Genomic DNA, 21,542 nt, shown 5'->3' with positions numbered 1-21,542 from the left:
CGCCGCCGTCGTCAGCGCGCGAGCCAGCCGTTGATCTCCTCAATGACTTCGGTCTTGGCGCCGCCCGAGAGTGCCTGCAGGCGTATGCGAGACACCAGGTAGACGAACCGGGCCTGCGCCAGGTCGCGCTGGGCGGAGACCTTCTGCTGTTCCGCGTTCAGCACGTCGGGCAAGGTGCGGCTGCCGGCCTCGAACGAGCGCCGGTTCGAGAGGACGACCTGCTCCGCGGAACGCACTGCCTGCTCCAGGGCCTTGGCCCTCAGGGTGCCTTCGGTCACGCCGCGGAATTCGCGGTGCAGCCGCACCCCGAGGTCGCGGCGCAGGGCCTCGAGGGCCTCTGCGGCCCGCTGCTGGCCCGCGACCGCCTGCCTCACGGGGGAGCTCACATGGCCGCCCGAATACAACGGAATGTTGAGCAGCAGTCCGATGAACTTGTTGCTGTAGCGGGTCTTGATGCTGGTGTGTCTGGCTGCTTCGACCTGGGCGCCGAGCGACCGAAGCTCCGGGCTTTCGAGTTCGGCCCGCTCGATCCAGTCCTCCACCCGGTCGAGCGTCGGCCGGACGAGCTGTCCGGGACGGGTCCAGCGGCGCCAGCCTGTCGATCGGGCGATTGACCAGGCTCTGGAGCTGCCTGCGCGTGAAGTCCAGGTTCTGGCGCGCTTCCAGTTCCTGCGCCACGTTGAGGTCCAGGGGCGTGCGTGCCTCGTCGATGTCGGTGCGTGTGCCGAAACCCGCGCCGAGCCGCTTCTGCGCGGCATCGAGCTGGGTCGTGCAGGCCGTCTTCTGCGAGAGCACCAGCGCGAGATGTTCCTCGGCCAGCAGCGCCTCGAAATAGGCGCCGCTCACCCGGACGCCGAGGTTCTGCAGTTCGCGCTCGAGAGTCGCCTCGGCATCGTCGACCTGCGCCTGGGCTTGGCGGTAGTCGGCCATCTGGTACATGCGGAAGATGGGCTGCCTCAAGCTCAGCACTTCGCTGCTGCTGGTGTAGCGCAGGTTGGCCGTGACAAGTTGCCCGGAGGTGTCCGGCGAAGTTCTTTCCAGCCAGTTCCGATAGCGCGAGTCGCTTGCCGACAAGCTGGGAAGCAGTTGCGCGCGGGCCTGCGGCAGGCGTTCGCGCCGGGCGTCCGTTGCCGCCCGCACGGATCGGATCGTTGAGTCCTGTTCCAGTGCTTCCCGGTAGGCCTGGGACAGGTCGAGCGACCAGGCCGGCCCCCAGAGAAGGCCGGCGGTAGCGAATACCAGCGCGGTTCTCTTCACCGGTCATTCCTCCGTCATGGAGGCAGCGATGCGCTTGGTGAGCGGGTGCAGGAGATAGGCGAGCAGCGAGCGCTCTCCCGTCTTGAAGACCACTTCGACCGGCATGCCCGGCTGCAGCGAACGCTTCACGGTCTGCGCCACCAGTGCCACCACTTGGCCCGAAGCGGGCGAGCGGATCTCGGTGCGGCCCAGTTCGTCCCGCAAGGCGACGAACTTTTCGAAGTCTCCGAGCACCTCGCGGCTGACCTCCGCCTGCTGTGTCTCCACTTCCTTGTGGTACTCCTGCTGCCTGGCAATGGCACGCTGGCGAAGCTCCGCGACCGAACGTCGGGCCCGGCCCATGTTGCCGAGGAGTTCGGCAATGAAGGTGCTCGATTCCGTGACCTGGCGCTCCATATCCATCTGGCGATTGCGCGGGACATACAAGAAGCATCTCGAGCACGTGTTCGCGAAGCAGGGACAGCACAGCCGGCGCCGGCATCTGGTCTGATCCGGCGCTGCCGCTAGCTCTTTCCCTTCGCCATGCGAAGCGGGTTGACCAGCCGGTCGTACGCCTCGGCGCTCAGGTAGCCCAGTTCGACGGCCGCTTCTCTTGGCGCAATGCGGCGCTCCACGGCAGTGCGCGTGATGCGCGCCACCTTGTCGTAGCCGAGCACCGGATTGAGCGCCGTCACCGACAGCAGCGCGTTGCCCAGGTTCGCTTCGAGCCGCTCGCGATCGACCTCGAGGCCGGCAACCAGCCTGCTCGCGAAGACGCGCGCGCTGTCCGCCAGTATGCGGATCGACTGCAGCACGCCATGGATCAGCACCGGCTTGGCCACGTTGAGTTCGAAGTTGCCCGAGGCGCCGGCCATCGTCACCGTCACGTGGTTGCCCGCCACCTGCATGGCCGCCTGGGCAACCACTTCCGCGATGGTCGGGTTGCGCTTGCCCGGCATGATCGACGAGGTCAGCCCGTCGTTTGGCACCACCAGCTCGCCGATGCCGCAGCGCGGGCCCGATCCCATCCAGCGGATGTCGTTGGCCATCTTCATCAGCGAGGCGGCGATCACGTTCAGGGCCCCGGACAGCTCCACCAGCGCATCGTGGCCCGACATGCCTTCGAACTTGCACGGATGAGGCTCGAATGGCAGGCCCGTGAGCTTGCCGATTTCCTCGCAGAAGAACACGTCGAAGTTCTCGGGCGCATTGAGCCCGGTTCCCGCCGCCGTTCCCCCTTGGGCGAGCAGCAGCAGCCGCGGCAATGCGTCCTTCAGTCGCGCGATGCCGCTGTTCGCCTGCCACGCGAATGCCTCGAACGCCTGGCCCATCGTCATCGGCACGGCGTCCATCAGGTGCGTGCGCGCCACCTTGGCCGCGTCGGCGAATGCGCGTGCGCGGTCTTCGAGCGCGTCCTTCAGAACGGTGAGCGAGGGGATCAGTCGCTGCGTCAGCTCCATCGCGGCCGCGATGTGCATCACCGTCGGAAAGCTGTCGTTCGACGACTGCGATGCGTTCACATGGTCGTTGGGATGCACCGGCGACTTCGTGCCGAGGGGCTGTCCGAGCAGTTCGTTGGCCCGGTTCGCGATCACCTCGTTGGCGTTCATGTTCGTCTGGGTTCCCGAGCCGGTCTGCCAGATCGTGAGCGGGAAGTGGTCGTCGAACAGGCCGCGCGAAAGCTCCCCGGCGGCCGTGGCGATACTTTCCGCCAGTGCCGCGTCGAGCGCCGCGCAGCGGGCATTGGCTCTTGCCGCCGCGATCTTCTGCAGCCCGAAGGCGTGCAGCAGGCATACAGGGAAGCGCTCGGTTCCCACGTCGAACACGCCCAGCGCGCGTTGTGTCTGTGCTCCCCAGTACCGGCCGGCCGGGATCTCCACCGGCCCGAAGGCATCGTGCTCGATGCGCGTGGCCGTCATCGCGTCAGTCCAGCGAGATGCTGGCCTTGGCCGCAACGGCCCTCCAGCGGGCCACTTCCGCTTCGGTGTGCCTGCCCAGCGCGGCGCCGGTGTACTGCTCCGGCGGCAGCATCTGGATCGCCTGCTCGGCCAGGCGGTCGGTGAAGGCCTTGTCGCCCATCACCTTCAGGTAGGCCTGCTGCACCTTGTCGAGCACCGGCTGCGGCGTTCCCTTGGGCGCGTAGATGCCGTACCAGGTCGAGGCCTCGAAGCCGGGCAGCACCGTCTCGGCGAGCGTGGGCACGTCCTTGAGCTGCGGCAGCCGCACCTTCGAGGTGACGGCCAGCGCACGGACCTTCGCTTCCTTGATCTGCGGCAGGGCCGTGTTGGTCTGGTCGAAGATGCCGTCGACCTGGCCGCCGATCACGTCGATCAGCGCCGGCCCCGCGCCCTTGTACGGAACCTGCGAGATCCTGATGCCCGCCGAGGCGGCGAACAGGGCCGCGATGAGGTGCGAGCTGGAGCCCACGCCGGCGTTGCTGATGAAGAGCTTGTCGGGGTTGGCCTTGCCGAAGTCGACCAGCGCCTTGATGTCCTTCGCCGGATGCTCCTTGCGCACCATCAGCACCAGCGGCGTGTCGGGAAAGCGGAACACCGGAGCGAAGTCCTTGACCGGGTCGTACGCGAGCTTCTTGTACAGCGCCGGCGCGGCGCCCATGTAGCCCATGTGCCCGACCAGCATGGTGTAGCCGTCGGCCGGCGCGCGGGATGCCTTGCCGGCACCCACGGTGCCGCCGGCGCCCGGTGCGTTGTCGATGACGATGGGCTGGCCCAGTTCGCGCGCGACCCGCTCCGCCACGGCCCGTGCGAGCGCATCGGTGGGGCCGCCCGCCGCGAACGGAACGATCCAGGTCACGGGGCGGGCCGGATAGGCCTGCGCGCTCGCGCCGTGCGCCGCAGTTGCGAATGTCACTGCCAGCAGGGCGCGCGCGGCCAGCTTCTTGATGTCGATCATCTGTCTTGTCTCCTCGGGGTTGGTGGTTCGTCGTCGCGGCTCAGGCCGCCACTTCGGCGGACAGGGCCAGCGCGCGGTCCACCATCTGCGGCGCGAGGCCGAGATAGTTCGCCGGATCGGTCATGCGATCGATGGCCGCGCGGTCGAAGTGCTTCGTGACCTCGGGCAGCGCCGACAGCGCCTCGGCCAGCGTGCCGCCCTTCTCGTTGACGGTGCGGCAGGCGTCGTAGACCACGTCGTGCGCCTGCTGGCGGCCGATGTGGGGCGCCATGCCCATCATCACGGCCTCGGCCACGATGAGGCCGCGGCTGATGCCGAGGTTGTGCTTCATGCGCGCCTCGTCCACGATCAGCCCGCCGAGCGCGAACTTCGCCTGATGCAGCGCGCCGGAGGTGAGGATGAAGCTCTCGGGAATGGCGATCCACTCGGCATGCCAGGGGCCCGTGGCCCGCTCGAAGTCCTGCACCATCGCGTCGACCATCAGCCCCGCGTGCTGCCGCACGGCCTTGGAGGCGGCCAGCATCAGCTCGCTGGAGATCGGGTTGCGCTTCTGCGGCATCGTGCTCGATGCGCCGCGCCCCTTGACGAAGGGCTCGTAGACCTCGGCGAACTCCGTCGAAGCCATGATCATGATGTCGAGCGCGATCTTTCCCAGCGAGCCGGTGACCAGCGCGAGCAGGTTCACCGCCTCGGCGAAGCCGTCCCGCGCCACATGCCAGGTGGTGGCGGGCACGCGCAGCCCCAGTTCCTCGGCCATGGCCTTCTGCACCTCGAAGCCCTTGTCGCCGAGCGAGGCCAGCGTGCCCGCGGCACCGGCGAACTCGACCACCGCCACGCGCGGGCGAAGCTCGGCGATGCGCTGCTGGTGCCTGTCGAACATCGCGAGCCAGATCGCGACCTTGTAGCCGAAGGTCACGGGCAGCGCCTGCTGCAGGTGGGTGCGGCCGGCCATCGGCGTGTCGCGGTGCTTCTTTGCGAGCGAGGCGAGGACGCCGCGCAGCTCGCGGATGTCCTCGCCGATGCTGTCGAGCGCGTCGCGCACCTGCAGGGCGACCGCCGTGTCCATGATGTCCTGCGTGGTCGCGCCCCAGTGCACGTAGCGGCCGGCCTCGCCGCACATCCCGACCAGCTGGTGCACCAGCGGGAGGATAGGGTAGCCGACGATGTCCGTCTCCTCGCGCATGTGGTCGAAGTCGATGCGCTCGATCCTCGATTCGCGCGCTATCACTTCCGCCGCCTCGACCGGGATCACGCCCGTGCGCGCTTCCGCCTTGGCAAGCGCGATCTCCGCATCGATGTAGCGCTGGACCAGCGCTCCGTCGGAGAAGAGCTGCCGCATCTTCTGCGTGCCGAAGGCGTCGCGGAACAGGATGGAGTCGACGACGGTGCTGGCCGTCGGGATGGGTGGGCGGGTGAAGTTCATGGGAGCCGTTGAAAGTGGAAGCAGCGAACGCAAATATGTTCGGACATATTCAACTTTAATATGTCCGAACATATTCGACGAATCGGGGTTTACCCTTGACGCCATGAATGCGATCCTCGGGGGCAACATGTCTTCGCCATCCAAGCCTCACCACAGCGACATCTCGCGCCACCTCACCGAAGCCATCGCCAGCGGTCATTTCGCCGTCGGCTCGGTGCTCCCGACGGAACTCGAGCTCTGCGACCACTACAAGACCAGCCGCCATACCGTGAGGGCGGCGCTGGCCGAACTCCAGCGACTGGGCCTCGTGTCGCGGCGCAAGAACGCGGGAACCCGCGTCGAGGCGACCAAGCCGCGCGACACCTTCCGCCCCTCGATCGCGTCGGTGGACGATCTCGTGCACTTCGGCACCGAGTACCTGCGGCAGGTGCAGTCGATCGAGGAGGTGGCCGTGGCGGCCCCGGTGGCCAGGGACCTGGACTGCGCGCCCGGCACGCGTTGGCTGCGCATCTCCAGCCTGCGGCTCGACACCGGCGGAGAAAGCGGTCCCATCGGATGGACCGACCTGTACGTCGACCCGGCGTATTCGGAAGTTCGCGACCTGGTGCGAGAGTCGCCAGGCACCCTCGTCAGCTCACTGATCGCCGAGCGCTATGGCCGGCAGATCGTGGAGATTCATCAGGACGTGCGTGCCGACATCGTCAGGGACGCGGCGATGGCTAAGGCCCTGCAGGTGGAGCAGGGCGCGGCGGCGCTGAAGATCGTGCGCCGCTATCTCGATGCCGAGGGGCTGGCCTTCGAGGTCTCGGTGTCGGTCCACCCGGCGGACCGGTTCTCGGTGTCGATGCGGCTGCAGCGCTCGGCCTCGTAGCCGCAGCCCGCATCGCCTGCATCGCCTGCATCGCCTGCATCGACGCGGTGGCTCACTGGTTCTGCGAACCCCGGTGCGCCCAGCCCGTGGTGTGCTTCTCGACCACGCTGAAGAGTTCGTACATCAGCATCGCCATCGCACCCACCACCATCAGTCCCGCGAAGGCCAGGCCCATCTGCATGGCCGAGCCGGCCGAGATCAGCAGGTAGCCGATGCCTTCGTTGGCGGCCGTCATCTCGCTGACGGTGGTGCCGACGAAGGCCAGCGTGATGGCAACCTTCAGCGAGCCGAAGAAGTAGGGCATGGAACGCGGCAGGCCGATCTTCATGAGCACGTCCCAGCGCTTGGCACCGAGCACGCGCAGCACGTCTTCGAGCTCGGGTTCGAGCGTGGCAAGGCCGGTCGCGATGTTGACCATGATCGGGAAGAAGCTGATCAGGAAGGCCGTGAGAATCGCCGGCCCGATGCCGATGCCGAACCACACCACCAAAATCGGCACGAAGGCCGCCTTGGGCAGTGCGTTGAAGGCCGTCATCAGCGGGTAGATCGCCGCGTACGCGATGCGCGAGCTGCCGATGACGAAGCCCAGCAGCACGCCCACCACGATCGCGAGGCCGAAGCCCGCCATCGTGACCCAGAAGGTGCGCCATGCGTGGCCCGCGATGACTTCCTTGAATTCCCAGAACTGGTTCCAGATGCGCCACGGGCTCGGGAAGATGAAGTCCGACACCTCGAAGGCCGAGCAGATGATCTGCCACAGCAGGATCACCGCCACTAGCAGCAGCCAGGGCGACCAGCGTTCGATTTGCTTGGTGTTTCTCATGAGATCCTGCGCCTCAGTGGGAAACAGCCGCGGCCGACTGTGCGGCGCTCGCGCCGGTATTGCGGATGGCGCCGATGTGGCCGCGCAGCTCCAGCACGATGTCGGTGAATTCCTTGGTGTAGGTGAGTTCGAGCTCGCGCGGGCGCGGCAGATCGATCTCGCGCTTCACCACGAAGCGGCCGGGGCTCTTGCTCATCACGTACACCGTGTCGGCCAGGAACACCGATTCGCGCAGGTCGTGCGTCACCAGGATCACGTTGAACTGCTGCTCGGTCCAGAGGTCGCGCAGGATGCACCACAGCTCCTCGCGCGTGAACGCGTCGAGCGCGCCGAAGGGCTCGTCGAGCAGCAGCATCTTGGGCTCGTGGATGAGCGCGCGGCAGATGCTCGCGCGCTGCTGCATGCCGCCCGAGAGCTGCCAGGGGAACTTGTCCTCGTAGCCGCCGAGGCCCACCTTCTGCAGCAGGCGGCGGGCGCGTTCCTCGTATTCCTTGCGTTTGGACTTGAAGCTGGAGCGGTAGGGTTCGACGATCTCCAGCGGCAGCAGCACGTTGTCGACCGTGGTTCGCCACGGCAGCAGCGAAGGCGCCTGGAAGGCCATGCCCGAGATCTTCAGCGGCCCGGTCACCGGCTGGCCGTCGATGCGGATCTTGCCCATCGACGGCATCTTCAGCCCGGTGGTGAGCTTCATGAAGGTCGACTTGCCGCAGCCCGAGGGCCCGACGATGGCGATGAACTCGCCGCGCTTCACCTTCAGGTCGATGGCCTCGACCGCGAAGTGGTTGGCGCGCAGCAGCTCCTCGTTGTAGGCGAGCCAGACGTCCTGGAAATCGACGAAAGGGGCGACGAAGGGAACTGCGGCCGCGTCCTGCGATGCGGCTGCCATCACTTCTTCAGGATGTTCAGTTCGGCGGCCGGCGGCAGCAGCGCGGCGGTCCACACCGCGTCGGGGCTCACGCGCGTCTTGGTGTTGAAGGCGTCCGACACCTGCGAGGCCATCAGCGACATGCGGCCCGCGTTGACCGCGCCGAAGCCCTCGGCGCGTGCGTCGGCGCTGTTGATGACGGTGTCGATGGCCAGCTGCAGGCGGCGTGTTTCGAGCTTGCTGTCGATGATGCCGTCGCGCGCCTTCACCGACTCGATGGCCACGGCCGGGTTGGCAATGACTTCCTTCGCGCCCTTGGCGAAGGCCGAGAGGAATTTCTTCACCGCCGCCGGGTTCTCCTTGATGAGCTTGGGCGAGGCGATGATGACGTTGCCGTACAGCTTCACGCCGTAGTCGGGGTAGGGGAGGATCACCACGTCGGCCGCCTTGGCACCGCGCGCTTCCAGGTTGAGCAGCGAGGTGAAGGTGAAGCCGGTGATGGCGTCGATGTCGCCGCGCATCAGCATGGTCTCGCGCAGCGTCGGGTCCATGGCGGTCCAGTTGACGGCGCCGATGTTGTTGGCCTTGGCGAAGATCGGGAAGGCGCGGCGGCCCGCGTCGAACACCGGTGCACCCAGCTTCTTGCCGGCGAGGTCGGCCGGCTTGGCGATGCCGCTCTTCTTGAGCGCCATGACCGAGGCCGGCGTGTTGTTGTAGACCATCATCACCGCGACCGGCTTGTTGGGGCTGTCGGGGTTGTTGGCGTGGAACTCCATCAGCGCCGCGAGGTCGGCGAAGCCCATGTCGTAGGCGCCCGAGGCCACGCGCGTGACGGTGCCGCCGGAACCGTTGCCCGCGTCGATGGTCACGTCGAGGCCCGCGGCCTTGAAGTAGCCCTTGGCGGCGGGGTGCAGGAACAGCGCCGCCGGTCCCTCGAAGCGCCAGTCGAGCTGGAACTTGATCGGCGTCGGGCTCTGCGCAAAGGCCGGTGCGAGGCCGAAGCTGATGGCCGAGGCGGCGAGGAAGGACTGGAGCAGTTGGCGCTTGTTCATGCGGAGATCGATCCGTTGGATGAAAGGGGATTGAATGCTTCTGGATTCAAGCAAAAACGGTGCCCGCACGTGATTGGTGCGAACCCTTCCTCGTGGATCGAAGCAGTGCGCGGGCGGCGCGATCTGCACCCGCTCAATGCAAAAACGCGGCCTGGGCCGCGTTTTGAAGCACCGAAAGCGGGATTTCCTCCCGCTGGGCTGCCTTCCTGCTTACTTGTCGACCGTGACCTTCGCCACCGCCAGCGCCGTCATGTTGATGATGCGGCGCACCGTCGACGAAGGCGTGAGCACGTGCGCCGAACTCGCGGCGCCCAGCAGCACCGGGCCCACCGTGATGCCGTTCGCGCCGGTCATCTTCAGCACGTTGTAGAGGATGTGGGCCGAGTCGAGGTTCGGGCACACCAGCAGGTTGGCCTCGCCGCTGAGCGTGGTCTCGGGCAGGGCGGTGCGGCGGATTTCTTCCGACAGCGCCGCGTCGCCGTGCATCTCGCCGTCGCATTCGATGTCGGGCGCCATCTGCGCGAACAGGTCGCGCGCCAGCCGCATCTTGCGGGCCGACGAACGGCTCGACGTGCCGTAGTTCGAGTGCGAGAGGAACGCCACCTTCGGCGGCAGGCCGAAGCGGCGCACTTCCTCGGCGGCCATCACGGCGATGCTGGCGAGCAGCTCGGCGCTGGGGTCTTCGTTCACGTTGGTGTCGGTGATGAACACCGTGCGCTTGTCGAGCGTGAGCGCGTTCAGCGTCGCGAAGCCCGGCGCGCCGCGCTTCAGGCCGATCAGGTTGCGGATGTGCTCCAGGTGCACGTCGAAGCGCCCGACCAGGCCGCAGATCATGGCGTCGGCGTCGCCCAGGTGCATCATGAGCGCGGCGATGGTGGTGTTCGAGCGGCGCACCATGGTCTTGGCGGCCTCCGGCGTCACGCCGCGGCGGCCCATGATCTTGTGGAAGCTCTCCCAGTAGGTGCGGAAGCGCGGATCGTCCTCGGGGTTGACGATCTCGAAGTCGACGCCCGCGCGGATGTGCAGGCCGGCCTTCTTGATGCGCGCGTCGATCACGGCGGGGCGGCCCACCAGGATCGGCTTGGCCAGGCCCTCGTCGACGGCCCACTGGGCGGCGCGCAGCACGCGCTCGTCTTCGCCCTCCGCATAGGCCACGCGCTTGGCGGCGGCGATCTTGGCGGCGCTGAACACCGGGCGCATGAACATGCCGGTCTGGTAGACGAAGCGCGTCAGGTGCTGGCGGTAGGCGTCCATGTCCTCGATCGGGCGCGTGGCCACGCCCGAGGCGGCGGCCGCCTTGGCCACGGCCGGCGCGATGCGCAGGATCAGGCGCGAGTCGAAGGGCTTGGGAATGATGTAGTCGGGGCCGAAGGCCAGTTCCTGGCCGGCGTAGGCGGTGGCCACCTCTTCGCTGATGTCGGCCTTGGTCAGCTCGGCGATCTCGCGCACGCAGGCCAGCTTCATCTCTTCCGTGATCTTGCTTGCGCCGCAGTCGAGCGCGCCGCGGAAGATGTACGGGAAGCACAGCACGTTGTTGACCTGGTTCGGGTAGTCCGAACGGCCGGTGGCGATGATGCAGTCCGGCCGCACGGCCTTGGCCAGCTCGGGGCGGATCTCGGGCTCGGGGTTGGCCAGCGCCAGGATGATGGGCTGCGTGCCCATGGTCTTGACCATCTCGGCGGTCATCACGCCCGGGGCCGAGCAGCCCAGGAACACATCGGCGTCCTTCACCACGTCGGCCAGGGTGCGGGCGCCGGTGTCTTTCTGGGCGTAGCGTGCCTTGGATTCGTCGAAGCCGCCCGCGCGGCCCATGTAGATCAGGCCCTTGGAGTCGCAGGCGTGGATGTTGGCGGGCTTGGCGCCCAGCCCGACCATCACGTCCAGGCAGGCGATGGCGGCTGCACCCGCGCCCGAGACGGCGATCTTTACGTCCTCGATCTTCTTGCCCACCAGCTCCAGGCCGTTGATGAGCGCCGCGGCCGAGATGATGGCCGTGCCGTGCTGGTCGTCGTGGAACACCGGGATGTTCATGCGCTCGCGCAGCTTCTTCTCGATGTAGAAGCACTCGGGCGCCTTGATGTCTTCCAGGTTGATGCCGCCCAGCGTGGGCTCCAGCGCCGCGATGATGTCGACCAGCTTGTCGGGGTCGCGCTCGGCCAGCTCGATGTCGAAAACGTCGATGCCGGCGAATTTCTTGAACAGGCAGCCCTTGCCTTCCATCACCGGCTTGGCGGCCAGCGGGCCGATGTCGCCCAGGCCCAGCACGGCGGTGCCGTTGGTGACCACGCCCACGAGGTTGCCGCGGGCGGTGTATTCGGAGGCCGTTGCCGGATCGGCGGCGATGTCGAGACAGGGATAGGCCACGCCCGGCGAGTAGGCCAGCGACAGGTCGCGCTGGTTCAGCAGGGGCTTGGTCGGGGTGATCGAGATCTTGCCCTTGACGGGCGATCGGTGGTATTCGCGCGCTGCTTCGCGAAGTGCTTCTTCTGCGGGGGAAAGGGGTGCAGCCATGAAAGTCTCCTTGTTTCTGACGGGCAATGAGGCTACCGCAAAAGCAGGGCCTCCTATTACTGGGGAAATGCCGAAAACGCCTGAATCCATAGCTTCTGCCTGACAAGGCGGGGTTCCGGCGGATGGGAGCGGGCTGGCGGGTTCGCTAAACTGCCGATCGTTACCAACTGGTTAACAGACCGGCCGTCCAGCCGGGAATCGAGCCGGGGGTATCGCCGACAACGACAACACCACGACAAGAGGGGCAACAGCGCATGACTTCCGGACCTTTCACCAGCAACGACCCCGATGTCGTCGTCATCGGAGGCGGCCCCTCGGGCTCCACGGTGGCCGCGCTGCTCGCGGACAAGGGGCACGACGTGGTGCTGATCGAGAAGGCGCAGCACCCGCGCTTCCACATCGGCGAATCGCTGCTGCCGATGAACATGCCGCTGTTCGACCGCCTGGGCGTGCGCACCGAGGTCGAGGCCATCGGCATCCGCAAGCATGGGGCCGAGTTCGTCTCGCCCTGGCACGACCATTCCAGCCAGTTCCATTTCGGCGAGGCGATGGACAAGAGCTTTCCCTACGCGGTGCACGTGCGCCGCTCCGAATTCGACGAGCTGCTGTTCCGCCACGCCGGCAAGCGCGGCGCGCGTACCTTCGAGGGACAGCGCGTCACCGGCGTGGACATGGACGCCGGCAAGGGCACGCCCGACAACCGGCCGGCGGTGAAGGTCAAGGCCGACGACGGCACCGAGACCACCTGGCGCCCGCGCTTCGTGATCGACGCCAGCGGGCGCGACACCCTGCTGTCGAACCAGTTCGACGCCAAGCGCCGCAACCGCAAGCACGCCAGCGCGGCGCTCTTCGGCCACTTCGCCAACGCCGAGCGCAAGCCGGGCCGCTTCGAGGGCAACATCACGCTGTTCTGGTTCGACCATGGCTGGTTCTGGTACATCCCGCTGAAGGACGGCACGGTGAGCGTCGGCGCGGTGGCATCGCCGGCGTACTTCAAGAACCGCAAGGGCTCGCTGGAAGAATTCCTGATGGAGACCATCGCGCTCGCGCCCAAGCTGGCCGCGCGGCTGAAGAACGCCACGCTGATGGAAGGCGCCACCTCCACCGGCAACTACGCCTACGACTCCAAGTTCTGCCGCGGCGACCGCTTCATGATGGTGGGCGACGCCTACGCCTTTGTAGACCCGATGTTCTCCTCGGGCGTGTACCTGGCGATGAACAGCGGCTTCGAGGCCGCGACCTGTGCCGACCATTGGCTCAAGGGCGAGGCGAAGGAGGCCGAGAAGGCGTTCAGGCACTACGAGAAAGTGATGAAGCACGGGCCGAAGATGTTCTCGTGGTTCATCTACCGCATCACCTCGCCGGCCATCCGGCGCCTGTTCATGAACCCGCGCAACATCTGGCGCATGCAGGAGGCGCTGCTGTCCATCCTGGCCGGCGACCTGTTCCGCAACACGCCGATCGGCCCGCGCTTCTGGGGCTTCAAGGTGACCTACTACGCCTCGTGCCTGGGCATCCTGCCGCAGGCCATCAAGACCTGGGCATGGCGCCGGCGCAACCTCAAGGAGTCGCTGGAAGCCGCGAAAACTTAGCTCGCCCCCAGGCTTCGCGCACTTCGTGTCGCTTCGCCAACCCCCTGCCGGGGGCAACACCGGTGGCCCGGCGAAGCCGGTTCCACGGTGTTCCTGGCTTCAGTCGGGGGTCACTGTGTGCTGCGCGAGCGCTTCGAGCGCACGCACCAGCGCCGAGTGGTCGAGCTGGCCGTAGCCCAGCGCCGCGCAGGCGTTCATGAGCTGCGCCGCGCCGGCCGTCTGCGGCAGCGACACGCCCAGTGAACGGGCGCTCTGCATCGCGAGGTTCAGGTCCTTCTGGTGCAGCGCGATGCGGAACCCGGGCGCGAAGGTGCGCTTGATCATGCGTTCGCCGTGCACTTCGAGGATGCGCGAACTCGCGAAGCCGCCCATCAGTGCCTGGCGCACCTTGGCCGGATCGGCGCCCGCCTTCGATGCGAACACCAGCGCCTCGCTCACGGCCGCTATGTTCAGTGCCACGATGATCTGGTTGGCCACCTTGCAGACCTGGCCGTCGCCGGCGCCGCCCACGAGCGTGACGTTCTTGCCCATCCTGTCGAGCAGTGGCTTCACGCGCTCGAAGGTGCCTTCGTCGCCGCCGCACATGATCGTGAGGCTCGCGGCCTTGGCGCCCACCTCGCCGCCGGAGACCGGCGCGTCGATGTAGCCCGCGCCCAGCGCGGTGATGCGGCGCGCGAAGTCCTTGGTGGCGATCGGGTCGATGGAGCTGCAGTCGACCACGATCTTGCCGCTCGTGCCCTTCAGGCCCGCGGCCACGCCTTCGGCGCCTGGCGCGCCGAAGAGCACCTTCTCCACGTCGGGCGTGTCCGGCACCATGATGAAGACGATGTCCGACTGCCGCGTCACTTCTGCCGCCGAGGCGCAGATGGTGGCCTTCGACACGAAGGGCTCGGGCGTGTTGCCGTGGGTGTTCACGAACAGCTGGTAGCCCGCCTCGAGCAGGTGGCCCGCCATGGGCGCGCCCATGATGCCGAGGCCGATGAATCCGATTTTCTGTTGCTGGGTCGTCATGTCTCTATTTCCTTGTCCGATGTCGTTCATTCATTGCTGCTGCGTGAGCGCCTGGCGCCATCCGAGGCCCTCGACGGTCGTGGTGCGGGGCTTGTATTCGCAGCCGATCCAGCCGTCGTAGCCCAGCGAGTCGATGTGCCTGAAGAGCCATGGGTAATTGATCTCGCCCGTGCCCGGCTCGCCGCGCCCCGGGTTGTCGGCCAGCTGGATGTGGCCGATGCGCGCCAGGTTCTTCGTGAGCGTGTTGCCCAGCTCGCCTTCCATGCGCTGCGCGTGATAGATGTCGTACTGCACGCGCAGGTTGTCGGAGCCGACTTCGTCGATCAGCGCCAGCGCCTGGTCGGTGCGCGTGAGGAAGAAGCCGGGAATGTCGAAGGTGTTGATCGGCTCGATCAGCAGCCGCAGGCCCGCCGCTTCCAGTTCGCGCGCGGCGAGGCGCAGGTTGGCGACCACGGTCCTGTGCGTCGCGTCCCTGTCGACGCCAGCGGGCACCTTGCCCACGAGGCAGTTGACCTGCGGGCAGCCCAGCGCGGTGGCGTAGTCGATCGCCACGCCGATGCCTTCGGCGAACTCGCCGGTGCGGTCGGGATGGCAGGCGATGCCGCGCTCGCCCTTGTCCCAGTCGCCGGCGGGCAGGTTGTGCAGCACCTGCTGCAGGCCGTTGGCGCGCAGGGCGGCGGCAAGCTCCTTCTTCTCGAAGGGGTAGGGGAAGAGGTACTCCACCGCCTCGAAGCCGGCCTTGGCGGCGGCCTCGAAGCGCTGCATGAAGGGCAGCTCGGTGAAGAGCATCGTGAGGTTGGCTGCGAACTTGGGCATGTCTTGTCTCTTTCTTCGTCTCAGTCGAGCAGCGCCACGACGGCGGTGGGCGCATCGGCCGGCGTCTCGGCCAGCGGTTCGAATTCGGTGATGTTGTCGATCTCGGTGCCCATCGCGATGTTGGTCACGCGCTCCAGCATCACCTCGATCACCACCGGCACGCTGAACTCCGACATCAGCGCTTCGGCGCGGCGAATGGCCGGCGCGATCTCTTCCTGGCGGTTCACGCGGATCGCCTTGCAGCCCAGGCCCTCGACCACCTTCATGTGGTCCACGCCGTAGCTGCTCTCGATGCCCGCGTCCGGCGCCGCGTTGATGTTGTCGAACGCGAGCTGCACGCAGTAGTCCATCTCGAAGCCGCGCTGCGCCTGGCGGATCAGGCCGAGGTAGGAGTTGTTGACCACGATGTGGATGTACGGCAGCTTGAACTGCGCGCCCACGGCCAGCTCCTCGATCATGAACTGGAAGTCGTAGTCGCCCGAGAGCGCGACGATCTTGCGCGTGGGGTCGGCGGCGCGCACGCCAAGCGCGGCGGGAATGGTCCAGCCCAGCGGGCCGGCCTGGCCGCAGTTGATCCAGTGGCGCGGGTTGTACACGTGCAGGAACTGCGCGGCCGCGATCTGCGAGAGCCCGATGGTGCTCACGTAGCAGGTGTCGTTGCCGAAGTTGTTGTTCATGCACTGGTACACGCGCTGCGGCTTCATCGGCACTTCGTCGAAGTTGGTCTTGCGCAGCATGGTCTTCTTGCGCTCGATGCACGCCTTGGCCCAGTCGCGGCGATCGGTCAGGCGGCCGGCGGCCTTCATCTCCTCGGCCACCTCGACGAAGAGTTCGAGCGCGGCCTTGGCGTCCGACACGATGCCGAAGTCGGGCGTGAACACGCGGCCGATCTGCGTGGGCTCGATGTCCACGTGCACGAAGGTGCGGCCCTTGGTGTAGACGTCGACGGAGCCGGTGTGGCGGTTGGCCCAGCGGTTGCCGATGCCCAGCACGAAGTCGCTGGCCAGCATCGTGGCGTTGCCGTAGCGATGGCTGGTCTGCAGCCCGCACATGCCGGCCATCAGCGGATGGTTGTCGGGAATGGAGCCCCAGCCCATGAGCGTGGGAATCACCGGCACGCCGGTGGCTTCGGCAAAGCGCACCAGCAGGTCGGAGGCATCGGCGTTGATGATGCCGCCGCCGGCCACGATCAGCGGGCGCTCGGCCGCGTTGAGCATGGCGATGGCCTTCTCGATCTGGGCGCGCGTGGCGGCCGGCTTGTAGGGCTTGAGCGGCTCGTAGCTGTCGATGTCGAACTCGATCTGCGCCATCTGCACGTCGAAGGGCAGGTCGATCAGCACCGGGCCCGGGCGGCCCGAGCGCATCAGGTGGAAGGCCTGCTGGAACACCTGCGGCACCTGGCCCGGCTCGCGCACCGTGACCGACCACTTGGTGACGGGCTTGGAGATCGACTCGATGTCCACCGCCTGGAAATCTTCCTTGTAGAGCCGGGCGCGGGGCGCCTGGCCGGTGATGCAGAGGATGGGAATGGAATCGGCCCAGGCCGAGTACAGCCCGGTGATCATGTCCGTGCCCGCCGGGCCCGAGGTGCCGATGCAAACGCCGATGTTGCCGGCCACCGCGCGGGTGTAGCCCTCGGCCATGTGCGAGGCGCCTTCCACGTGCCGCGCGAGGATGTGCGCGATGCTGCCGCGCTGGCGCAAGGCCGAGTACATCGGGTTGATCGCCGCGCCCGGAACGCCGAAGGCCTGTGTGACGCCTTCTTTTTCCATCACCAGAACCGCGGCCTGGACCGCTGTCATCTTTGCCATTTGAAGTCTCCTAGAGGTGGTCCCACTGTAGGAAGCAGGGTGGATTCCAAGAAGACGGCTGCGGACCATAAAACCTATTCCACGCTGGAATAAGTGACTACCATCCGGCCCATGGACAGATTGCTGGCAATGGAAATGTTCGTGCGCGTGGTCGAGACGGGAAGCTTCTCGAAGGCCGCGCGCGAGTTCAACACCACGCAGCCCACGGTGACCAAGCAGATCGCCGCCACCGAGGAACGGCTGAAGGTGCGCCTGCTCAACCGCAACACGCGCGGCGTGAGCCTCACCGAGCCGGGCGCGCTCTACTACGAGAAGTGCAAGACCATCGTGCGCGAGGCCGAGGAGGCCGACAGCATCGTGCAACTGCGGCAGAACCAGGCGCAGGGCCTGCTGCGCGTGGGCACCTCGGTGGCCTTCGGGCGGCGCGTGGTGGTGCCGCTGGCGCTCGAGTACATGCGCAGGCACCCGCAGGTGCAGCTCGACCTGAGCTTCGAGGACCGCTACGTCGATCTCATTGCGCAGGGCATCGACGTCGCCATCCGCATGGGCAAGCTGGCCGACTCTTCACTGGGCGCGCGCTACCTGGGCGCCAACCCGTGGGTCATGGTCGCCTCGCCCGCCTACCTGAAGAAGCATGGCACGCCGAAGCGCGCGCAGGACCTGAGCGCGCACGTCGCGTTGATCTACAGCAGCGTGGTGGGCGACGAGTTCTGGCGCATGCACACGCCGCGCGGCGAGCCGGTCACGGTGCCCGTGTCGGGCCGCTTCCGCTCGAACAACCTCTCGGCCGTGCTGGCGGCGGCGCGTGACGGCCTTGGCATCGCGCTCATGCCGCGCTATGTGGCCAGCGACTCGCTGGCGGCCGGCAAGGTGCGCGAGGTGCTCGGCGACCACGCGCTGCCCGAGCAGGAGATCCACGCCGTCTTTCCGTCGCCCAAGCTGGTGCCGGGCAAGGTGTCGGGCTTCGTGGCCTTCCTGCAGGGGCGTTTCGACGAAGGCTGGTGGGAGGCCTGAGTCAGGCCGGCACGAAGGCGCCGTGCAGCCCCAGCGGCAGGGCATAGGGCAGCGTGGCCTGTGCCACCGGGCCTGCCGCGAGATTGTCGGCCGCGAAGCACGACAACATCGTCTTCTGCCGTCCGAAGTCGAACGCCGTGCCCAGCACCCAGCCCGGCTTCGAACCATCGGGCACGAAGACGTGTTCCTCCACCATGGCCTGCGCGCCGTAGCTGAAGCGCTGGCTGCGGCCGGTCTCGACGTCGGTGCGCGCGATTGCGCCGAAGCCGGGCAGGTCGCGCCGGATCTGCGTGGCGTGCACCACCTGGCGATGCCGCAGGCCGACGCGGCGCGGGTCGATGCGCGGGAACTCGGCCTCCTGCGCGAGCGTGGCCTGCGTGGCCCGCTCCGTGGACAGGTTCAGCGTGGCGACTGTCAGGTGCGGTTCGGTGGTCTTCACGCGGCGCGCGCGCATCACTTCGCGGTTGCTGATGAACACCGAGTCGGCGTTGTCGGAGCGCACGTAGTCGACGTGGATCTGCGTACCGCGAGGCGTGTCTTCCTCCCAGGCGTTGCCGACGTGGAACAGGAAGCCCGCCGGCAGCGCCAGCATCTGGCGGCGCTCCCAGTTCCGCTTGTCGATGACCAGCGCGCGCATGCCCAATTCCGGCCGCCACACGTGCGCATCGAGAAAGCTGGCGCCGGCTTCCTTGCGCTTGCCGTCGTAGACCAGCGGCGGCAGCAGGAATACCAAATGCCGCTTGGTCACGGCGAAGTCGTGGACCATTGGCATGTCTGCCACCGGCACCACGGCCGCGCGGCGCAGCGCGCCTTCGGGTGCGATTTCGTACAGCGCCAGCAGGCCCTGGCCCGAGCTCACGCCGAAGTTCCAGACCGTGCCGTCCGGATCGACCTTCGGGTGGGCCGAGAACGGCATGCCCGCAAGATCGGCGCGCCAGGTCTTCACGCCCAGCGTGTCGAGCGTGAGCGCATCGACGCGCGTGGCCGAGCCGCCCTCCCACAGAGCCAGCACCTCGCCGCGCAACGGCAGCACGCTGGTGTTGGCGACGTTGATGCTGTCGGCGGAAGTTGGTGTCTCCACGCCCGGCGGCATGGTGCCGAAGGCCTCGAACAGGCGTCGGCCGGCCTTCGTCTCGGCCACGCGCTTGGGCGTGGCCACATAGCGGCCCTGGTGCCGCACGTCGGAGCCCTCGATCACGAAGCGGTGCACCATGCCATCGCCGTCGAACCAGTGGTGGTAGCGCTCGCCGCCCAGGTCGTGGCCGGCCGGGCCGATGCGGAACAGCGTGCCCGCCACGGCGTCGGGGAAGTGCCCGCGCACCGTAGCGCGGGTGAGCGGGAAATCGCCCTCGGGCGTGGCGAAGCCGGCCTTCCAGGCGGCACCGGCAGCCTCGAACTGGGTCTGCCAGTCGTCAGACGTGCCGGCCGCACGCGCCAGCGGTGCCAGCAGGGGCAGGGCGCCGGCCGAGGCCAGCATGCGCAGGAGTTCGCGTCGTTCCATGGCGTCGTGCTCCTCAGCGCAGGTGGATGACGGTCTGCATGTCCGCGTCGATGGCGATCGCGGCGGCCTCGAAGTCGGGCGCGGCGCGGTTGCCCTTGGCGTCGTTCGAGAAGCCGTAGCGCTCGATGGGCATGCCCATGAGGTTGGTGTCGAGCTTGCCGTTGCCGTTCTCGTCGGCGAATACCCGCAGCGCGTAGCGCCCGGACGCCAGCCCCGCGAACACCAGGCGGGCCTTGCCGCCCTGCATCGGCGCGGTCTGCGACGCGACGGCCTTGCTGTCGGCGTAGCCGGCGGCGTCCCTGTACAGCGCGACGTAGAGCGTCGCGTCCGCGGCGGGGCCGTCGGCGACGCTCAGGCTCAGGTCGGCGGCGAAAGCGCCGGCGGGCAGGAGGATCGCGGCGGCGCACAGGGCGTGCGCAACCGGGCGGGACATGAATGCGGGAAGTTGCATGGCGGGCCTCGTTGGAAGTTGGAGGCCCGACGATCCCGCAGGCCGGGCACGGTGCCCAGCGCCATGTGACGAAATGCGGGATTGCGCGCGCGAAATGCGCGCGGCGGGGAGTGGACGGCGGAGGCCTCAGCCGGCCTTGTCGTACTTGGCGACCTGCCTGGGCTGCGCGCCTTCGGCCTGCTCGTGCCCGCCGCCCACGTGGCCGGAGTCGGCAAAGAGGCTCCATGCCGCCATGAACAGCGCCGCGATCACCGGCCCGATCACGAAGCCGTTGATGCCGAAGATCGCCATGCCGCCGATGGTCGACATCAGCACGATGTAGTCGGGCATCTGCGTGTCCTTGCCCACCAGCACGGGGCGCAGGATGTTGTCGACCAGGCCGATCACGAACACGCCCACGAAGATCAGCACGCCGCCCTGCCAGAAATGCCCCGTGGCCAGGAAGTAGATGGCCACCGGCCCCCAGATCAGCGCCGCGCCCACGGCGGGCAGCAGCGACAGGAAGGCCATCAGCACCGCCCACAGCAGCGCGCCCTGCACGCCGAGGAACCAGAACGCCAGCCCGCCGAGCGAGCCCTGCGCGATCGCCACCGCCACGTTGCCCTTGACGGTGGCACGGATCACGGTGGTGAACTTGTTGAGCAGGTAGTGCGTGTGCGGCTTGGCCAGCGGCACGGCGTCGCGCATCGTCTTCGACAGCGTTGCGCCGTCGCGCACCAGGAAGTACAGCAGGTACAGCATCACGAAGAAGCTGACGATGAAGTCGAAGGTGTTCTGGCCGATGGCGAGCGCCTGGCTCGCGATGATCTGGCTGGCCTGCCCGGCGGCGGCCGAGATGCGCGCCTGCCAGGCCGCCATGTCGCCGAGGTTGAAGCGCTCCACCAGGTTCAGCAGCCACTGCGGCGAAGCGTCCAGGATCTGCTGGAAGTAGGCCGCGAAGTTGATCTGCCCGGAGCGGATGTTCTGCGTGACCAGCGCGATCTCCTGCACCAGCGACACGCCCACCATGGCCAGCGGCAGGATCACGATGAACAGGCAGATCGCCAGCGTCGAGAGCGCGGCGGCGTTGGGCTTGCCGCGCATCTTCTTCAGCAGCCACTTGTAGAGCGGCGTGAACAGGATCGCCAGCGCCACGCCCCACAGCACCGCGCCGAAGAACGGCATCAGCACCCAGAGGAAGGCGACGGTCACGACGGCGAGAAGGGCGAGGAACACGCCGCGCTGGAGTTGGGGTGAGTTCATAGGTGTCCCGGACTTTAGCCGAGCGCAGTGCCGGCGCGACCCGGTCACCGGCTGTCTTCGGCGATTGGTTCACGCAGAGGTCTTTTTTTGCGTTACGTATATAGAGATAAATCACGCGCCAAAAGCCATTCGCTTATTTGCACCCGTACCTGCGTCGAATTGCTCTCTAGAATGGTTCGCAAGAAATAAAAGGGAGGTGGGCGTGAAGCTCGATTTGCAAACAATATTCGTATTGAACGAATTGTCATCAAGCGGTTTTTCTTATTTGCCAGCCGTGCTCCAGCAAGGGCCTGGCGCCTTCAGATTTCGACGCCGTCGGGCAGAAGCGCTGCAATTCCGCGAGTTGCGGCAAAGCCTTTTTCTTTCCCCCAATTGATTTTCGCGACAGCACAAACACAGTCAGGGAGACT

At 67.2% G+C, this 21,542-nt stretch carries 19 protein-coding genes and 1 pseudogene; 4 read left to right on the top strand and 16 right to left on the bottom strand.

Translation table 11 applies throughout. The features are described 5' to 3' along the window. Positions 1–11 precede the first annotated feature (11 nt). The 6 genes and pseudogenes from FHT32_RS34885 to FHT32_RS01125 form a co-directional block, all read right to left on the bottom strand. On the bottom strand, positions 12–542 hold the full coding sequence (locus FHT32_RS34885; protein WP_371132115.1) for a TolC family protein: 531 nt from the start codon (positions 540–542) through the stop codon (positions 12–14). A gap of 493 nt (positions 543–1,035) precedes the next feature. Next, a pseudogene (locus tag FHT32_RS34880) lies at positions 1,036–1,140 on the bottom strand (hypothetical protein); the annotation flags it as partial. A gap of 120 nt (positions 1,141–1,260) precedes the next feature. After that, on the bottom strand, positions 1,261–1,683 hold the full coding sequence (locus tag FHT32_RS01140) for a hypothetical protein (protein ID WP_256098831.1): 423 nt from the start codon (positions 1,681–1,683) through the stop codon (positions 1,261–1,263). A gap of 77 nt (positions 1,684–1,760) precedes the next feature. Further along, entirely contained in the window at positions 1,761–3,155 is a 1,395-nt protein-coding gene (locus FHT32_RS01135; protein WP_176662835.1) for a lyase family protein, read from the bottom strand. 4 nt (positions 3,156–3,159) lie between these two features. Continuing rightward, positions 3,160–4,149, bottom strand: coding sequence for a tripartite tricarboxylate transporter substrate binding protein BugD (locus FHT32_RS01130; RefSeq protein WP_176662834.1), 990 nt, complete (start codon positions 4,147–4,149; stop codon positions 3,160–3,162). Positions 4,150–4,189: 40 nt separating this feature from the next. Beyond that, positions 4,190–5,572 (bottom strand): adenylosuccinate lyase family protein, encoded by a 1,383-nt coding sequence (locus FHT32_RS01125; protein ID WP_176662833.1) that lies wholly within the window; start codon positions 5,570–5,572, stop codon positions 4,190–4,192. A gap of 127 nt (positions 5,573–5,699) precedes the next feature. On the opposite strand from FHT32_RS01125, the gene FHT32_RS01120 reads away from it, so the two are divergent. After that, positions 5,700–6,443 carry a GntR family transcriptional regulator gene (locus FHT32_RS01120; RefSeq protein ID WP_176662832.1) on the top strand — a complete coding sequence of 248 codons (744 nt, stop codon included), beginning with the start codon at positions 5,700–5,702 and terminating at the stop codon, positions 6,441–6,443. 52 nt (positions 6,444–6,495) lie between these two features. On the opposite strand, the gene FHT32_RS01115 is transcribed toward FHT32_RS01120, so the two are convergent. The 4 genes from FHT32_RS01115 to FHT32_RS01100 all read right to left on the bottom strand — a co-directional run bounded on the left by FHT32_RS01115 (position 6,496) and on the right by FHT32_RS01100 (position 11,694). Beyond that, a complete protein-coding gene (locus FHT32_RS01115) occupies positions 6,496–7,266 on the bottom strand; it encodes an ABC transporter permease (protein ID WP_019656996.1) in 771 nt (256 codons plus the stop codon). Positions 7,267–7,279: 13 nt separating this feature from the next. After that, a complete protein-coding gene (locus tag FHT32_RS01110) occupies positions 7,280–8,152 on the bottom strand; it encodes an ABC transporter ATP-binding protein (protein WP_176662831.1) in 873 nt (290 codons plus the stop codon). After that, a complete protein-coding gene (locus FHT32_RS01105) occupies positions 8,152–9,183 on the bottom strand; it encodes an ABC transporter substrate-binding protein (protein ID WP_176662830.1) in 1,032 nt (343 codons plus the stop codon). Before FHT32_RS01105 ends, FHT32_RS01110 begins: the two co-directional genes overlap by 1 nt. Before the next feature lie 210 nt (positions 9,184–9,393). After that, positions 9,394–11,694, bottom strand: a complete 2,301-nt coding sequence (locus FHT32_RS01100; protein WP_176662829.1) for an NADP-dependent malic enzyme — start codon at positions 11,692–11,694, stop codon at positions 9,394–9,396. Positions 11,695–11,948: 254 nt separating this feature from the next. Between FHT32_RS01100 and FHT32_RS01095 the strand changes: the two genes are divergently transcribed. Then, entirely contained in the window at positions 11,949–13,286 is a 1,338-nt protein-coding gene (locus tag FHT32_RS01095; RefSeq protein WP_176662828.1) for an NAD(P)/FAD-dependent oxidoreductase, read from the top strand. A 99-nt stretch (positions 13,287–13,385) separates the two neighbouring features. Here the strand turns inward: FHT32_RS01095 and FHT32_RS01090 are convergent, their stop codons facing one another. Genes FHT32_RS01090 through gcl form a run of 3 tightly spaced genes read right to left on the bottom strand, consistent with a single transcriptional unit; the run spans position 13,386 to position 16,924 of the window. Further along, on the bottom strand, positions 13,386–14,297 hold the full coding sequence (locus FHT32_RS01090; protein ID WP_176662827.1) for a 2-hydroxy-3-oxopropionate reductase: 912 nt from the start codon (positions 14,295–14,297) through the stop codon (positions 13,386–13,388). 30 nt (positions 14,298–14,327) lie between these two features. After that, entirely contained in the window at positions 14,328–15,113 is a 786-nt protein-coding gene (gene hyi, locus FHT32_RS01085; protein WP_176662826.1) for a hydroxypyruvate isomerase, read from the bottom strand. Positions 15,114–15,133: 20 nt separating this feature from the next. Next, complete coding sequence (gene gcl / locus FHT32_RS01080) at positions 15,134–16,924, bottom strand: glyoxylate carboligase (RefSeq protein WP_176662825.1); 1,791 nt, start codon at positions 16,922–16,924, stop codon at positions 15,134–15,136. A gap of 111 nt (positions 16,925–17,035) precedes the next feature. Between gcl and FHT32_RS01075 the strand changes: the two genes are divergently transcribed. Next, a complete protein-coding gene (locus tag FHT32_RS01075) occupies positions 17,036–17,938 on the top strand; it encodes a LysR family transcriptional regulator (RefSeq protein WP_019657004.1) in 903 nt (300 codons plus the stop codon). Between the two features lies 1 nt (position 17,939). Here FHT32_RS01075 and FHT32_RS01070 read toward each other — a convergent pair whose 3' ends face one another. From FHT32_RS01070 to FHT32_RS01060, 3 genes are all read right to left on the bottom strand, one after another. Then, a complete protein-coding gene (locus FHT32_RS01070; RefSeq protein WP_176662824.1) occupies positions 17,940–19,439 on the bottom strand; it encodes a carotenoid oxygenase family protein in 1,500 nt (499 codons plus the stop codon). Positions 19,440–19,452: 13 nt separating this feature from the next. Next, positions 19,453–19,890, bottom strand: coding sequence for a DUF2141 domain-containing protein (locus tag FHT32_RS01065; RefSeq protein ID WP_176662823.1), 438 nt, complete (start codon positions 19,888–19,890; stop codon positions 19,453–19,455). A gap of 126 nt (positions 19,891–20,016) precedes the next feature. Next, positions 20,017–21,132 carry an AI-2E family transporter gene (locus FHT32_RS01060; protein WP_176662822.1) on the bottom strand — a complete coding sequence of 372 codons (1,116 nt, stop codon included), beginning with the start codon at positions 21,130–21,132 and terminating at the stop codon, positions 20,017–20,019. Positions 21,133–21,334: 202 nt separating this feature from the next. On the opposite strand from FHT32_RS01060, the gene FHT32_RS01055 reads away from it, so the two are divergent. Continuing rightward, positions 21,335–21,508 (top strand): hypothetical protein, encoded by a 174-nt coding sequence (locus FHT32_RS01055; protein ID WP_176662821.1) that lies wholly within the window; start codon positions 21,335–21,337, stop codon positions 21,506–21,508. Positions 21,509–21,542: the final 34 nt, after the last annotated feature.

The sequence above is a fragment of the Variovorax sp. SG517 genome, assembly GCF_013376045.1.
Classification (GTDB): domain Bacteria; phylum Pseudomonadota; class Gammaproteobacteria; order Burkholderiales; family Burkholderiaceae_C; genus Variovorax.
The sequence above is the reverse complement of the archived record's forward strand: the minus strand, read 5'-3'. Positions and strand labels throughout refer to the sequence as shown.

Excerpts from the sequence above, each read along its gene's own strand:
- FHT32_RS01135 (WP_176662835.1), bottom strand. The coding sequence starts at position 3,155 with ATGACGGCCACGCGCATCGAGCACGATGCCTTCGGGCCGGTGGAGATC.
- FHT32_RS01130 (WP_176662834.1), bottom strand. The coding sequence starts at position 4,149 with ATGATCGACATCAAGAAGCTGGCCGCGCGCGCCCTGCTGGCAGTGACA.
- FHT32_RS01125 (WP_176662833.1), bottom strand. The coding sequence starts at position 5,572 with ATGAACTTCACCCGCCCACCCATCCCGACGGCCAGCACCGTCGTCGAC.
- FHT32_RS01120 (WP_176662832.1), top strand. The coding sequence starts at position 5,700 with ATGTCTTCGCCATCCAAGCCTCACCACAGCGACATCTCGCGCCACCTC.
- FHT32_RS01115 (WP_019656996.1), bottom strand. The coding sequence starts at position 7,266 with ATGAGAAACACCAAGCAAATCGAACGCTGGTCGCCCTGGCTGCTGCTA.
- FHT32_RS01110 (WP_176662831.1), bottom strand. The coding sequence starts at position 8,152 with ATGGCAGCCGCATCGCAGGACGCGGCCGCAGTTCCCTTCGTCGCCCCT.
- FHT32_RS01105 (WP_176662830.1), bottom strand. The coding sequence starts at position 9,183 with ATGAACAAGCGCCAACTGCTCCAGTCCTTCCTCGCCGCCTCGGCCATC.
- FHT32_RS01100 (WP_176662829.1), bottom strand. The coding sequence starts at position 11,694 with ATGGCTGCACCCCTTTCCCCCGCAGAAGAAGCACTTCGCGAAGCAGCG.
- FHT32_RS01095 (WP_176662828.1), top strand. The coding sequence starts at position 11,949 with ATGACTTCCGGACCTTTCACCAGCAACGACCCCGATGTCGTCGTCATC.
- FHT32_RS01090 (WP_176662827.1), bottom strand. The coding sequence starts at position 14,297 with ATGACGACCCAGCAACAGAAAATCGGATTCATCGGCCTCGGCATCATG.
- hyi (WP_176662826.1), bottom strand. The coding sequence starts at position 15,113 with ATGCCCAAGTTCGCAGCCAACCTCACGATGCTCTTCACCGAGCTGCCC.
- gcl (WP_176662825.1), bottom strand. The coding sequence starts at position 16,924 with ATGGCAAAGATGACAGCGGTCCAGGCCGCGGTTCTGGTGATGGAAAAA.
- FHT32_RS01075 (WP_019657004.1), top strand. The coding sequence starts at position 17,036 with ATGGACAGATTGCTGGCAATGGAAATGTTCGTGCGCGTGGTCGAGACG.
- FHT32_RS01070 (WP_176662824.1), bottom strand. The coding sequence starts at position 19,439 with ATGGAACGACGCGAACTCCTGCGCATGCTGGCCTCGGCCGGCGCCCTG.
- FHT32_RS01065 (WP_176662823.1), bottom strand. The coding sequence starts at position 19,890 with ATGCAACTTCCCGCATTCATGTCCCGCCCGGTTGCGCACGCCCTGTGC.
- FHT32_RS01060 (WP_176662822.1), bottom strand. The coding sequence starts at position 21,132 with ATGAACTCACCCCAACTCCAGCGCGGCGTGTTCCTCGCCCTTCTCGCC.